The 13,236-nt window shown below is 67.9% G+C and carries 14 protein-coding genes and 1 pseudogene; 12 read left to right on the top strand and 3 right to left on the bottom strand.

Features of this window, described 5'->3' with window-relative positions; translation table 11 throughout:
* From B3587_RS12900 to B3587_RS12910, 3 genes are all read left to right on the top strand, one after another.
* Window positions 1-261 (top strand): type II CAAX prenyl endopeptidase Rce1 family protein (locus tag B3587_RS12900; protein WP_292729282.1); only part of this gene is annotated, 261 nt, incomplete at its 5' end.
* A gap of 92 nt (window positions 262-353) precedes the next feature.
* Entirely contained in the window at window positions 354-605 is a 252-nt protein-coding gene (locus B3587_RS12905) for a type II toxin-antitoxin system Phd/YefM family antitoxin (RefSeq protein WP_292729284.1), read from the top strand.
* The gene (locus B3587_RS12910; protein WP_292729287.1) at window positions 602-988 is read left to right on the top strand and encodes a type II toxin-antitoxin system VapC family toxin; all 387 of its coding nucleotides are present in this window, start codon (window positions 602-604) and stop codon (window positions 986-988) included. Before B3587_RS12905 ends, B3587_RS12910 begins: the two co-directional genes overlap by 4 nt.
* Window positions 989-1,002: 14 nt before the next feature.
* On the opposite strand, the gene B3587_RS12915 is transcribed toward B3587_RS12910, so the two are convergent.
* Window positions 1,003-1,614, bottom strand: a complete 612-nt coding sequence (locus B3587_RS12915; RefSeq protein ID WP_292729289.1) for a helix-turn-helix transcriptional regulator — start codon at window positions 1,612-1,614, stop codon at window positions 1,003-1,005.
* 354 nt (window positions 1,615-1,968) lie between these two features.
* On the opposite strand from B3587_RS12915, the gene rplM reads away from it, so the two are divergent.
* From rplM to glmM, 3 genes are read left to right on the top strand one after another with little or no spacing between them, the layout of a single operon-like run.
* The gene (gene rplM, locus B3587_RS12920; RefSeq protein ID WP_228177219.1) at window positions 1,969-2,415 is read left to right on the top strand and encodes a 50S ribosomal protein L13; all 447 of its coding nucleotides are present in this window, start codon (window positions 1,969-1,971) and stop codon (window positions 2,413-2,415) included.
* A 29-nt stretch (window positions 2,416-2,444) separates the two neighbouring features.
* A complete protein-coding gene (gene rpsI, locus B3587_RS12925) occupies window positions 2,445-2,927 on the top strand; it encodes a 30S ribosomal protein S9 (protein WP_292729292.1) in 483 nt (160 codons plus the stop codon).
* Window positions 2,928-2,947: 20 nt separating this feature from the next.
* Window positions 2,948-4,312: a phosphoglucosamine mutase gene (gene glmM / locus B3587_RS12930; RefSeq protein WP_292729294.1), complete on the top strand. Its 1,365-nt coding sequence runs from the start codon at window positions 2,948-2,950 to the stop codon at window positions 4,310-4,312.
* 726 nt (window positions 4,313-5,038) lie between these two features.
* Here glmM and B3587_RS12935 read toward each other — a convergent pair.
* Both B3587_RS12935 and B3587_RS12940 read right to left on the bottom strand, forming a co-directional pair.
* Window positions 5,039-5,971, bottom strand: a complete 933-nt coding sequence (locus B3587_RS12935) for a Ppx/GppA phosphatase family protein (RefSeq protein WP_292729296.1) — start codon at window positions 5,969-5,971, stop codon at window positions 5,039-5,041.
* A gap of 145 nt (window positions 5,972-6,116) precedes the next feature.
* Window positions 6,117-6,767, bottom strand: a complete 651-nt coding sequence (locus B3587_RS12940; protein ID WP_292729298.1) for a YdcF family protein — start codon at window positions 6,765-6,767, stop codon at window positions 6,117-6,119.
* A 94-nt stretch (window positions 6,768-6,861) separates the two neighbouring features.
* On the opposite strand from B3587_RS12940, the gene coaA reads away from it, so the two are divergent.
* From coaA to B3587_RS12970, 6 genes and pseudogenes are all read left to right on the top strand, one after another.
* Window positions 6,862-7,824, top strand: a complete 963-nt coding sequence (gene coaA, locus B3587_RS12945; RefSeq protein ID WP_292729300.1) for a type I pantothenate kinase — start codon at window positions 6,862-6,864, stop codon at window positions 7,822-7,824.
* 155 nt (window positions 7,825-7,979) lie between these two features.
* Complete coding sequence (locus B3587_RS12950; protein ID WP_292729302.1) at window positions 7,980-9,305, top strand: esterase/lipase family protein; 1,326 nt, start codon at window positions 7,980-7,982, stop codon at window positions 9,303-9,305.
* 198 nt (window positions 9,306-9,503) lie between these two features.
* On the top strand, window positions 9,504-11,357 hold the full coding sequence (gene glmS, locus B3587_RS12955) for a glutamine--fructose-6-phosphate transaminase (isomerizing) (protein ID WP_292729304.1): 1,854 nt from the start codon (window positions 9,504-9,506) through the stop codon (window positions 11,355-11,357).
* A 42-nt stretch (window positions 11,358-11,399) separates the two neighbouring features.
* Window positions 11,400-11,759 (top strand): ArsR/SmtB family transcription factor, encoded by a 360-nt coding sequence (locus B3587_RS12960; protein WP_292729306.1) that lies wholly within the window; start codon window positions 11,400-11,402, stop codon window positions 11,757-11,759.
* On the top strand, window positions 11,756-12,262 hold the full coding sequence (locus tag B3587_RS12965) for an SRPBCC domain-containing protein (RefSeq protein ID WP_228177209.1): 507 nt from the start codon (window positions 11,756-11,758) through the stop codon (window positions 12,260-12,262). Before B3587_RS12960 ends, B3587_RS12965 begins: the two co-directional genes overlap by 4 nt.
* A 148-nt stretch (window positions 12,263-12,410) precedes the next feature.
* Window positions 12,411-13,236 (top strand): annotated as a pseudogene (locus tag B3587_RS12970) (hypothetical protein); the annotation flags it as partial.

Here is a 13,236-nt window from a genome sequence, read left to right on the forward strand (position 1 = left end):
GTCAGACGGATGACGAACTCGCGTTCGTGGGCAGGGTTCGCCGCGATCTCGGTGACGACCGTGCTCTTCATCGGCCTGCACCTGGTCTTCGACACCTATACCTGGTGGTCGGTGGCGACCCTCGGGCTCGTGGGGATCGTGTGCGCCGGCCTCGTCGTCGCAACCGCGCGCATCTGGGGGGCCGTGCTCACTCACATCGTCTTCAACGGCGTCGCCGTCGCGATGCTCGTCGTGGGCACCGTCGGCACCGTCGGCGCTTAGGCGCGTCCTCCCCTGGAGGTGCGGTGACGCAGCTCTCCACACCCGCCTGAATCGCCCTGTGCTACGCGTGCTACGGCTGGTAGATTCGAGCCATGCCCTCCATCAGCCATCGAGAAATGCGCAACAACAGCGCAAGCGTGCTGCGCGGTGTGCAAGAGGGCGAAACGTATGTCGTGACCAACGACGGTGTTCCCGTTGCCTCGATCGTGCCGAGCGGAGAGCAGGCTGCCGAACTCCCCCTTGTTCGCGCGGCGACAGCATCCGACAGGATCGGATCACTCACTCGACACAGCATCCGGGGGAGCGTCCGCGAGACTCTTGACGAACTGCGATCCGAGCGGTGACGCGGGCGTATATCGATACGTCGGCGGCAGCCAAGCTGGTGATTGACGAGCCCGAGTCAGCGGCGCTAGCCGCGTGGGTCGATGACGGTTCCGTCGAGCTCGTCGCCGGTATGCTGCTCGAGACCGAGTTGCGGCGCGTTGCGGTGCGCCATGGCATCCCGCAGCTGGACATCTCCGCCCTCCTCGATCACGTCGCCCTCTACGGGCTGACACCAGCTGTCTACCGCGAGGCAGGAGTGCTACCCGGCCGTGCCCTGCGCACCCTCGACGCGATGCATCTGGCATGCGCTGTTCGCCTGGGCGTTGACACCGTTCTCACCTATGACGACCGGTTCGCGGATGCCGCACAGAGCGTCGGTATTCCGGTCACTGCGCCGGTGTAGCGCGCACTCGCGGCCTACGGTGACGGGGGGAGTGAGACCAGACCCAATCGGGTAGCTTCGGCGATCGCCTCTTGGCGCGAGGAGACTCCCATACGGCGGTAGAGCGAGCGCACCTGAGACTTGATCGTGTTGACCGACACGTGAAGTCGCGCCGCGATCTGCGCGAGCGAGTCGGGGCTTGCCAGTGCCGTCAACACCTCCCGCTCACGGGGGGTGAGGATGACGGCAGGTGGCGGGGCCGGAACGGTCGCGTGCGCGAGATGTGAGGGAAGGTCAAGCGGAATCTCGTCGCGCACAGCGGCCGGCACCACGGCGAACGGGCGCCACAGCATCGACGCAAGCCCGAAGACGGAGCCGCCGATGATCCACGGATGCCGCGCCCCGAGCCGCGAGCGCGTGCGGTCTGAGAGTGCCCCGAAGAGAGGATTGGCGATCGTCGCCGCCACCGCGCCAAGGGTCACAGCCAGCGCGAGGATGCCGGTTCGCTCTGTCGGGGGAGCGAGAAGATCAACAGCCAGCGGCAGACCGGTAATCGCGGGCGCCGTCATGGCCCCGATCCCGACAAGGTTCAGGGCCGCCGGAACCAGTGCCCCCCGTCCCAGTCGACGACGCAGGGCAGGAGGCATGAGCGCCAGGATAACCTCTCGCGAGTTCGGGTGCCGACGAAAAGCGGCGGGCGCGACCGGGATGCTGTGTCGCAACGGCGCACCGTTTGGCGCACACGCCGGCGCCGTCCTCACATCTGCGGCGTGTCGCGGTTGGGGTGCGCCGTTGCGACAGGGCTGGTACCACGGGCACGGCGCGGATGGTTCGCGCGCAGCATCCGGATGCCGTAAGCTATCCCTTTGGTGCCTGCCTCACTGCGGCAGATCACCGCGAACGTGAGCCCTCCACTGGCGTGTTCGGCGGCCTTCGGCCTCGGAACCACCCCGGAGCGGGATTCACGAACTCCTCCGTTCGAACCAGAAAGCAGCACTATCGTGACGCGCACATTCACCCCCAAGGCTGGCGAAATCCAGCGCGAATGGCTCGTGATCGACGCCACCGACGTCGTTCTCGGCCGCCTCGCCTCCCACGCTGCAGCGCTCCTGCGCGGCAAGCACAAGGCGACCTTCGCACCGCACGTTGACAGCGGCGACCACGTCATCATCATCAACGCCGACAAGGTTGCCCTCACCGGCCAGAAGCTCGAGAAGAAGATGGCCTACCGCCACTCCGGATACCCGGGCGGCCTGAAGGCCGTCGCGTACAGCGAGCTGCTGGAGAAGAACCCCGTCCGCGCCGTCGAGAAGGCCATCCGCGGAATGCTCCCCAAGAACAGCCTGGGTCGCCAGCAGCTGTCCAAGCTGAAGGTGTACGTCGGTGCCGAGCACCCGCACGCCGCTCAGCAGCCCAAGACATACACGCTCGACCAGGTCGCCCAGTAAGCGCCGGACAGACCCAGAAGGACATACTCGTGGCGAACGACACCACCGCAACCGAGCCCACCAGCTACACCACCGAATCTGCCGTCGACGTCGAGGCTGTTGAGGCTGCACGTCCCGTGCTCAACGTCCCCGGCGCGGCAGTGGGCCGCCGCAAGGAGGCCATCGCGCGCGTGCGCCTGGTCCCCGGCACCGGCACCATCACCGTCAACGGCCGCACGTTCGAGAACTACTTCCCGAACAAGCTGCACCAGCAGCTCGTGACCGACCCCTTCACGCTGCTGAACCTCACCGGCGCCTACGACGTCATCGCCCGCATCCAGGGCGGCGGCCCCTCGGGCCAGGCAGGCGCCCTTCGCCTGGGCATCGCCCGCGCGCTCAACGAGATCGACGCCGAGAACAACCGCCCGGCACTCAAGAAGGCCGGCTTCCTCTCACGCGACGCTCGCGTGAAGGAGCGCAAGAAGGCCGGTCTCAAGAAGGCGCGCAAGGCTCCGCAGTACTCGAAGCGTTAATCGCTTCGCCACCGCGCACCATGCCGCTGTTCGGCACGGACGGCGTACGAGGGCTTGCCAACGGCATCCTCACCGCCGATCTCGCGTTGTCCTTGGCCCAGGCGACCGCTGTCGTCCTGGGCCAAGGACGCACCGCTGACGCCCGCCGTGCCGCGGGCAAGCGGCTCACCGCCGTCGTCGCGCGCGACCCGCGCGTCTCGGGGGAGTTCCTCGTCGCCGCCGTTTCGGCGGGACTCGCCTCCTCGGGCGTCGACGTCCTCGATGCCGGCGTGCTCCCCACCCCCGCTTTGGCCTACCTCGTGGGCGACCACGACGCCGACTTCGGGGTCATGGTCTCGGCATCCCACAACCCCGCCCCCGACAACGGCATCAAGATCTTCGCTCGCGGCGGCGTGAAGCTGCCCGACGTCGTCGAGGCGCGCATCGAAGCCGCCATGAGCGGCGAAAAGCTGCAGCCGACCGGCGCCGGCGTCGGCCGGATCACCCGGTTCTCGGATGCCGAGGACCGTTACGTCCTCCACCTCCTGCAGTCCCTGCCGCATCGGCTCGACGGGCTTCACGTTGTGCTCGACTGCGCGCACGGCGCGGCATCCGGCGTCTCACCGCAGACGTTCTCGGATGCCGGCGCACGCGTGACGGTCATCGGCGCCGATCCCGACGGCCTCAACATCAACGACGGCGTCGGCTCGACACACCTCGACCAGCTTGCGGCAGCTGTCGTCGCGCACGGCGCCGACCTCGGCATCGCGCACGACGGCGACGCCGACCGGTGCCTTGCCGTGGACGCTGCCGGCCAGGTCATCGACGGCGATCAGATCATGGCTATCCTCGCCGTCGCGCTCAAAGACCGTGGGGAGCTCACCGACGACACTCTCGTCGCCACGGTCATGAGCAACCTCGGCCTGCATCGCGCGATGGCCGATCACGGCATCCGTGTCGAACAGACCGCCGTCGGCGACCGGTACGTGCTGGAGCGCATGAACGAGGGCGGCTTCGCCCTCGGCGGCGAGCAGTCCGGACACGTCATCATGTCTCGCTTCGCCACCACCGGCGACGGCCTGCTGACGGGCCTGCACCTCATGTCGGAGATGGCCCGGACCGGACGTTCGCTCGCCGAGCTCGCGTCGATCATGACCGTCTACCCCCAGGTGCTCGTGAACGTGCAGGGCGTCGACCGGTCGCTGGTTGCGACCGACGAGGTCGTGCAGGATGCGGTCGCTGCGGCATCCACAGCGCTCGGGGACTCGGGCCGCGTTCTGCTGCGCCCCTCGGGCACGGAGCCCCTCGTGCGCGTCATGGTCGAGGCCGCCGACGCCGAAACCGCCCACGCTCACGCCGAGGCCCTCGCGGGCGTGGTGCGCGAACGGCTCAGTCTTCCCGTCTGAGCCGCCCCTCCAGGCATCCGTTCGGCGGCATCCCTCGCCGGCTCGGCGCGTGGCTAACTCCTCAGATCAGTTATGTGAACGGTGCAACCGCGGCGTGATCTGGCTCACACTCCGTCGTCTTTGAGGAGTTAGCCACCGAGAGGCCGCGCGAACTTTCGTGCGCGCGTCGTCGCGGGCATGGGAGCGCTCACAGGCATGCCCCACGGGGGTTCGTGAGATTCGCACCCACCGCGCCCCCGCTCTATCGATGGGAGAAGCTGGGATTTTCCTAGCACCTCGTCGCGCACTACGCGCTCGACGAGACGAGCGGAACGGTAGCCGCCGATAGCTCGGGCAACGGCCACGACGCCGCCTACATCGGCTCACCGACGCTCCTCGGTGCGGAGGGTGTGACATTCGACGGCACCGACGACTACGTCGACCTTCCCGACAACCTCATCGGCGGTCTCGACTCGGTGACCGTCGCGATGGACGTCATCGTCTCGCCCTCGCAGAGCGGCAACTACTTCATTTGGGGATTCGGGAACACCGCGGGCGATGGCGCGGGCAACGGCTACCTCTATTCGACCGGAAACAACTACCGGGGAGGCATCGCCACGGGCAACTGGACCACGCACGTCCTGGCCGACGCGCCGGCGCCCACGGACCAGCACCGGCGCGCCGAGCACGATCTGCGCTGTTGCATCATCGACGGTGGTGCCGAACTGTCGCGGCCGGCCCCGGTGCTCAGCCCCAGCCCATGGACTCGATGTACCGGAGCAACACGCCCTCGCGCAGGGCCCACGGGCTCACTTCGAGCTCTTCGACATCCATCGCGCGCATCGCCTCGTGAAGCACAACCGCACCCGCGACGATCTGGAAGGTCCGATCGGCGGTGATTCCGGGTAGTTCCTGGCGAGCGGATGCCGGAATGCGCGCCAAGCGCGGGATCCACGACCCGAGCGCAGCGCGGGGGAGCATCATCCGTTCGCTGCCCGACCACCCGGGCATCGGGTAGCCGACGAGTTTGGCCAGCGACCGGATCGCCTTGGAGGATCCGACGGTGTGATCAGGTCGGGGGAGCGCACCGAAAGTCTTGGTCAGCGGCTTGAGCGTCTGGCGGGCGTGTGTCCGAAGACGATCGACGGCCTCCTCGCCGGGCGGGTCATCCGGCAGGTAGGCGATCGTCATGCGTCCAGCGCCGAGGGGCACGGATGCCGCTTCATCCGGGAGCTCGTCACTTCCCGCCGCGATCTCCAGAGACCCGCCGCCGATATCGAAGAGCAGGATCTGACCGGCCGACCAGCCGAACCACCGCCGCACCGCGAGGAACGTGAACCGGGCCTCCGAAACGCCCCCGAGAACCTGGAGCGGTTGGCCGAGCGCTGCCTCGATTCGCGCGATCACCTCGGTTCCGTTGGTGGCCTCGCGCACCGCGGAGGTCGCCGTCGCGAGGAACTCGTCGACCTTCTCGCGTTCGGCGACCACGCGGGCTTGTGACACGGCATCCACGAGCGCGGCGATCCCCTCCTCGCTGATCGCGCCGTCGGGCGTGACGTACCTCATGAGGCGCAACACGGATCGGTGGCTCGTGGAGGCGAGTGGGCGGCCGCCGGGGTGAGCGTCGGCGACGAGAAGATGGACGGTATTGGAGCCGATGTCGAGGACGCCCAGACGCACGGGGGTCAGCTTATCGGTGGCTCGGGTAGGCATCCGTGCCCGGTCGTTGTCGTGCCGATTGCAGGATGAACGCCGTGGCCAGTGGCTCAGGTGCGCCACCAATGACGATCGCGCCTGCGTTCGGCCCGGCGCATCAGACGAGGCCTCAGGGCAGGGCGTCGGAGGGCGGTGCCGCACAACCGACGATCCACGCCTTCGCGAAGGCGGCAGTCTGATAGGCGTAGTTGTAGATCCAGCGCGACAGGTTCAGGCTCTCGTCGACGGGGATCACGGTGACGTCGGCATCCGCGCACGCGCCGAAAATGTAGCGCGTACGCAGCACGTGCGGCGTGTAGGTCAACACGATGACGCTCTCATCGTCGGTCGCATAGGCGTCGAGCATCGCTGCTTCCCCCCGCGTCGTGAACGGGTCGGGAGTGCGACAGGTCACATAAGCCCGCCAGCAGTAGGCGAGTTCATCCGCCGAGTCCGGCCCCGATGCCGGCACTGACACCAGGACCTCGTCAGCGATTCCCTGATCGCGCAGGCTCTCGGCATCCGCGATGCGGGTCGCAGTCGGTGGGCCGATCACATAGAGAAGGTCGGCTTTGGGCGCCGCGGGAACTGCCGGGAAGACATACAGGGGAAGCCCGATCACGGCGACCAGAGCGATGATCGCCAGGATGCCGAGAGCGCCGCGGCGCGCCCATCGCGTTCGAGTGAGCATCGACTCGTCGTCCACGCGTGCATCCTCCGTCTCCTCGTGCGGCGACCACAGCGTCGACGTGCTCCGACGAGCGACAGTGTAGTGAGCCATCCAGGACAACTCGGCTGAGGGAAGGACAACTCGGCTGAGGGAAGGACAACTCGCGTGAGGGAGGGACAACTCGCATGGGGGTTACGATGGCCCCGTGCCCAGCGATGCCGCAGCCCTCGACGCCCGCGAGCAACTCAACCCGCAGCTCTACCGTGAGATCCTGCGCCCCGAGTGGGCGAGGCTCGCTGCCGACATGCGTCAGCCGCTCACCGAAACCGAGATCGTGTCGCTTCGCGGCCTTGGGGATCGCCTCGACCTCGACGAAGTGCGCGAGGTGTACCTCCCGCTCAGTCGCCTCCTGAGCCTGTACGCGGGCGCAACCCGGCGGATCGGAGCCGACACCAGCGCGTTCCTGCAGGAAAACGACTCGACCACCCCGTTCGTGGTCGGCGTCGCCGGATCAGTCGCCGTCGGCAAGTCCACCATCGCGCGCCTGCTGCGCGAGCTCATGAGCCGCTGGCTCGACACCCCGCGCGTCGAGCTCGTGACCACCGACGGCTTCCTCTACCCCAACGCGGAGCTCGAGCGCCGCGGCATCATGCACCGCAAGGGCTTCCCCGAGTCCTACGACCGGCGCGCGCTCGTACAGTTCCTCACCGACGTCAAGAGTGGGGCGCCCGAGGTCCGCGCTCCCTTCTACTCCCACATGAAGTACGACATCGTTCCGGATGCCGTCATCACGGTTCGGCGCCCGGATGTCGTCATCGTCGAGGGACTGAACGTGCTCCAGCCGCCGCCCTCGCCCAACGAGGTGGCAGTCAGCGACCTGTTCGACTTCTCCATCTACGTGGATGCCGATCCCGAACACATCACGCAGTGGTTCGTCGACCGCTTCCTCGCTCTCAAACACGGTGCCTTCGCCGACCCGGGCTCGTTCTTCAACGTCTTCTCCGATCTGACCGACGAGACGGCGGTCGAGACCGCCCTCGGGTTCTGGAACGAGATCAACCTGCCGAACCTGATCGAGAACGTCCTGCCCACCAAACATCGGGCGACCCTCGTGCTGCAGAAGGCCGCCAATCACGCCGTCGACCGCGTCCTCCTGCGCAAGGTCTAGCAGCGCGCTGTGCGCCCGAAAGGGGCGCAGATCGGCGGATTCTCCAACCGGCGGGGCATGGGAGCGGTCCCAGCACGGTCAGGGCTTCACCGATATCGCGACACGCCGATCGTCATGGTAAAGATGTTTCATGCGGGGTGGTCATCGGGGGCCGTATGAAAGCTCTGCTCCCTAACGGGCGTGGGCGCTTCTTCGGCGTGACGTTCCTGTCGGCGATTGCGGCAGGGGCGCTGATCGGCGTACCCGCGGTCGCTTCGGCTTCGCCCGGCGACGTGGTCGATTCTGGGGCATCCGTCTCGCGTTTTGTGACCTCCGAACCCGCCGCATCGACCGCCGGCGGCGCGACGAATGCGGCATCCTGCCTCGCCGGAGTGTCGCCCCACCTCGTGCGACTCACCGGCTCCGACGAGGACCCGGTGCAAAACCCCGTCCTGCTCGTGCACGGGTGGCTCAGCACCGCCATGCCGGAGTCGGAGGCGGGACCGAGACCGGTCACGACGAGCACGGGTATCGCCAATTCGCCGTTCTCTCGGCCGGTCGAGTGGTCATCGGGCGGCGACCCCGCCGTCGATCTGCGCTCGCTGCAAGAGCGCCTATCGGAGCTTCCCGACACGTCAGTGTTCGCCTTCGACTACTCCTCCGTGGCCGCACTGTGGGTCGGGCACACGGCGACCGCACCCGCGCTCGCCGGAGCGATCGAGTGTCTCGCCGAGGCGTCAGGCGACACCGTTGACATCGTCGCGCATTCGATGGGAGGGCTCGCGCTTCGCTACGCCCTCGGGGGATCGAACGAGGGCGTAGCCTCGCACGTCGGTCAGGTCATCACCGTCGCGACCCCGAACGAGGGGTCCGAGGTCGCGTCAGTGGTGTCGGTGCTCGGCGATGCGACAGAGTCCCTGTTCTCGTCGGCGTCGGTCATCGCTCAGATCGCCTTGCCCGCGATCGTCGGGATCTGCAACCGTGAGATGGAGTCGGATGCTCGCGTCGGGTGCGACATCCCGCCCAGCGTCCGGACTGTCTTCGCCGTCGCTGGTGACGGCGGCCAGGCGCTTCGAGCGGGTTCGGCCGAGCTCTCGAGTGTGCCTGAGTGGCCGAGCAGTCTGAACGTGCACGCAATCGCCGGCGACTATCGCATCCACCTGACGGCGGGACTCGTGCCCCCAGAGATCTTCACGGCTCTGCGCGACGCAGCTGGCGTGTTCGGTCTGGATCTCGCACCCGCGCTTGACCAGGTGTTCGAGGCGGGGGACGGCATCGTGGAGGTCACTTCAGCGACGGCGGATGCCGACTCCAGCTTCATCGCCCGCTGTGAGGTGACCGTCGACCTCACGACCACCGTCGGGTCGGCGGACTTCGGCGATCTCACCGAGCGATTCGGTGGTATCCCGCCGCTCGCAGGGCCGTGCGCGCACGATCGCCTGTTCGAGAACGACGACGTCGTCCGGGATATCGTCGCGACGCTCGGGGCGTCCCGCGGGTAGTGCTGTCGCGACGCTGGGGCGTCCCGCGGGTAGTGCTGTCGCGACGCTCGGGGCGTCCCGCAGACAGCACCGCCGCGACGCTGGGGGCGTCCCGCAGATAGCACCGTCGCGACGCTGGGGCGTCCCGCAGATAGCACCGTCGCGTATTCCCGGCGGCGGCGCAGGATGAGCGCATCCGCGACCCGTAGCATGTGTGGAATGTGTGGAATCGTCGGATATGTCGGGCCGCGTGAGAGTCAGCCCATCCTCATTGCTGGACTGTCGCGCCTGGAGTACCGCGGCTACGACTCGGCGGGCATTGCCGTCATCGACGGCGACGGCCACCTCGGGATGCGCAAGCGGGCGGGCAAGCTCGGTGTCTTGCGCGATGACCTCGCCGAGCATCCGCTCCCCGCGGGCACGACGGGCATCGGGCACACGCGCTGGGCGACCCACGGTGGCCCCACGGATGCCAACGCCCACCCGCACCTTGCAGACGACGACAAGCTCGCGCTGATCCACAACGGCATCATCGAGAACTTCGCCGCGATCAAGAACGAGTTGCGCGAAGAGGGTTACGAGTTCCGCAGCGAGACCGACACCGAGGTCGCGGCGGTGCTGCTGGGACGCGAGTATCGCGCGCACGGCGGCGACCTCGTCGCCGCGTTCCGGTCGGTCGTCCGCCGCCTCGACGGCGCCTTCACCCTCCTCGCGATGCACCGCGACAACCCGGGCCTCGTCGTCGGCGCCCGCCGCAACTCGCCCCTGGTGATCGGACTCGGCGAGGGCGAGAACTTCCTCGCCTCCGACGTCGCAGCCTTCGTCGAGCACACCCGTCAGGCTCTCGCGATCGGGCAGGACGAGATCGTCGCCATCACCCCCGACGGGGTCGAGGTGACGGACTTCGACGGCAACCCGGTCGGCGTCGAGCCGTTCGAGGTGCTGTGGGATGCCGCAGCCGCCGACAAGGGCGGTTGGTCGTCGTTCATGGCCAAGGAGGTGTCGGAGGAGCCCGAGGCTGTCGCGAACACGGTGCGGGGACGCATCCGTGACGGGGTCGTATCGATCCCCGAACTCGATGGCCTCGACGACCTGTTCGCCGGAATCAATCGCGTGATCGTGGTGGCCTGCGGCACCGCGGCCTACGCGGGCATGGTCGGCAAGTACGCGATCGAGCAGTGGGCGCGGGTGCCCGCCGATGTCGAGCTGGCTCATGAGTTCCGCTACCGCGACCCCGTGATCGGGGCTGACACTCTCGTCGTCTCGATCAGCCAGTCCGGCGAGACGATGGACACCCTCATGGCAGTCAAGTACGCGCGCGAGCGCGGCGCCAAGACCCTGTCGATCTGCAACACGCAGGGGGCGACGATCCCGCGCGAGTCGGATGCGATCGTCTACACGCACGCGGGGCCCGAGGTCGCTGTCGCTTCGACCAAGGCGTTCGTCGCGCAGATCACGGCGCTCTACCTGCTTGCACTGCACATCTCGCACGTGCGCGGAACCCTCAGCGACACCGAGATCCGCCAGCAGGTCCTCGAACTCGAGGGTGTTCCCGAGAAGATCGCGCGGGTCCTCGAGGGCGAGCAGGAGCACATCGAGCAGTTCGCGCGGTGGATGGGCGACACCCAGTCGGTGCTTTTCCTCGGTCGCCACGTGGGCTATCCGATCGCGCTCGAAGGGGCTCTCAAGCTCAAGGAGATCTCCTACATCCACGCCGAGGGCTTCGCGGCCGGCGAGCTCAAGCACGGCCCCATCGCCCTCATCGAGCCCGGACAGCCGGTCTTCGTGATCGTCCCCTCGCCGCGGCACTCACCGCTGCTGCACTCGAAGGTGGTCTCCAACATCCAGGAGATCCGCGCTCGCGGTGCCCGCATCATCGCGGTCGCCGAAGAGGGGGATGCCGCCGTGCTGCCCTACGCCGACGAGGTGCTGCGCATCCCGCTGGCAGACCCGCTGTTCGAGCCGCTGCTTGCCGTCGTGCCGCTGCACATCTTCGCGATGGGCCTTGCCACGGCCAAGGGGCTCGACGTCGACCAGCCGCGCAACCTCGCGAAGTCCGTCACGGTCGAGTAGTCCCGACTCGAGGCTTCGGTCGAATACTGCCGCTTCTATCGGATGCTCCGCGCTGCGGCCCACGGCCCGCAGCCCGCAGGTGTGCTCGTTGACCTGGTCGGCGGCGAGTTCGCCATCAGCCAGCCCGCCATCTCGCGGCACCTGAGACTGCTGCGTGAGAACGGCTTCGCGGATGCCGAGATCGATGGCGCCCGGCGGATCTATCACCTTCGCGCCGACGGCCTCGACGCTGCTGCGACGTACCTCGACCGGCTGCGCGCACCCCTTTCCCAACGTCTCGACGCCCTGCACACCGAGATCGCGCGCGGCAGGTCGGCGCGGCGACGCGGCGAGGCCGCTGCCGAGCCTCGCCTGTCAGCGGCATCCGGCATTCCCATCACTCCCGACCAGGAGGCATCATGACCCTCGGCGCTCCACGGATCACGCGCGACGGCGACCGGTACCACCTCGAGTACTCCGAGGTCTATGCGACCGACATCGACGACCTGTGGTCGGCAGTCACGACCGCCGAGCGGCTGTCGCGGTGGATGGCGACCTACCGCGGCGATCTGCGCGAGGGCGGTGCGTGGGAGGTGCTCGGATCAGACGGCGAGGTATGGTGCCGAGGAGTCGTCACGGCCTGCACGCCGCCGCAGAGCTTCACCACCACCTGGCACGCCGTGGGTGAGGACCCCACCGAGCTCACGGTGAGCCTCGCACCCGACGCCGCGGGAACCCGCCTGACGCTTTCGCATCACGGCATCCAGTCAATCCTCTACGGGGCCGGGTGGCAGACCTATCTCGAGCTCTTGGCGCAGGGGCTGGCAGCGCCCGATGCCGTCCTCGTCGACGACGCCGCGTGGGACGCGCGATTCGCCCAGCTGCGGCCCGTCTACGACGAGAGATTCGCCGCGCTGCGCGACTGACCCGGCGGCTGGAGACGGCGCCGGTCGGGGAGCGAATCGCGGGGGCACCGACTGCTCATCCGCCTGTCACGGTGTGTTCACCTCGGCGTCGCCAGTGGCCACATCGGCCTCGTAGGTTCGCAGGGTTTGCTCCAGACGAAAGCTGTTGATGTCTCTCTCCACGCCTGCGCGCCTGTTCCGTCCGTTCTCTCTCCTCACCGCAACCGCGATTCTGGCCACACCCCTGGTGGTTGCCGCACCGGCCGCAGCGGCGTCGGAGACACCGCACCTCCTGATCACCGAGATCGCTCCCGACAACGTGGGCTATGACGATTTCGAGTTCATCGAGGTCCACAACTTGGGCACCGAAGCGGTCGACCTGGATGCCGACAGTGTCGGACTGTCGTACATCTACGCAGACAGCGACGACAGGTCCTCGGACGTGCCGCTGACCGTCGAGCCCGGAACCGTCATCGACGCGGGCGAGACGCTCGTGCTCTGGCTGAGCTACACCACCTCGACCGTCGACAGCTTCGCCAAGACCGTCGACGACTTCCGCTCCCACTTCGCCGCGACCCAGCCCCAGACCGACTACGACGTCGTCCGCGTCACCGGCCAGTCCGGGATGGCAAATGGGGGCGGTCGCGGAGTTCGGCTGAGCGTCGCGGATGCCGAGGTCTCGCGCGCCTTCGTCCCCGTCGGTGGTGCCGGCACCGACCTGAGCGTGCACTTCCAGGTTGCGGCATCCGGGACCTCTGCGGCGGTCCTGTCGACCCTTGCAGAGCCCAGCCCGGGCGTCGTCGTTCCCGAGGCGCTCATCGCCGAGGAGCCCGAGCCCGTCGTCGAGATCGCCCCCCGCGACCTGATTGTGACCGAGTTCGCACCCGACAACGAGGGCACCGATCGCTGGGAGTACGTCGAGGTCTACAACACCACCGATCACGACATCGACCTCACTGCCACCAACACGACTGTCGTCTACGACTACGTGTCGA

The organism is Microbacterium sp. UBA837 (assembly GCF_002296025.1).
GTDB lineage: Bacteria > Actinomycetota > Actinomycetes > Actinomycetales > Microbacteriaceae > Microbacterium.

Excerpts from the sequence above, each read along its gene's own strand:
- B3587_RS12905 (WP_292729284.1), top strand. The coding sequence starts at position 354 with ATGCCCTCCATCAGCCATCGAGAAATGCGCAACAACAGCGCAAGCGTG.
- B3587_RS12915 (WP_292729289.1), bottom strand. The coding sequence starts at position 1,614 with ATGCCTCCTGCCCTGCGTCGTCGACTGGGACGGGGGGCACTGGTTCCG.
- glmM (WP_292729294.1), top strand. The coding sequence starts at position 2,948 with ATGCCGCTGTTCGGCACGGACGGCGTACGAGGGCTTGCCAACGGCATC.
- B3587_RS12940 (WP_292729298.1), bottom strand. The coding sequence starts at position 6,767 with ATGGCTCACTACACTGTCGCTCGTCGGAGCACGTCGACGCTGTGGTCG.
- B3587_RS12950 (WP_292729302.1), top strand. The coding sequence starts at position 7,980 with ATGAAAGCTCTGCTCCCTAACGGGCGTGGGCGCTTCTTCGGCGTGACG.
- glmS (WP_292729304.1), top strand. The coding sequence starts at position 9,504 with ATGTGTGGAATCGTCGGATATGTCGGGCCGCGTGAGAGTCAGCCCATC.
- B3587_RS12960 (WP_292729306.1), top strand. The coding sequence starts at position 11,400 with ATGCTCCGCGCTGCGGCCCACGGCCCGCAGCCCGCAGGTGTGCTCGTT.
- B3587_RS12965 (WP_228177209.1), top strand. The coding sequence starts at position 11,756 with ATGACCCTCGGCGCTCCACGGATCACGCGCGACGGCGACCGGTACCAC.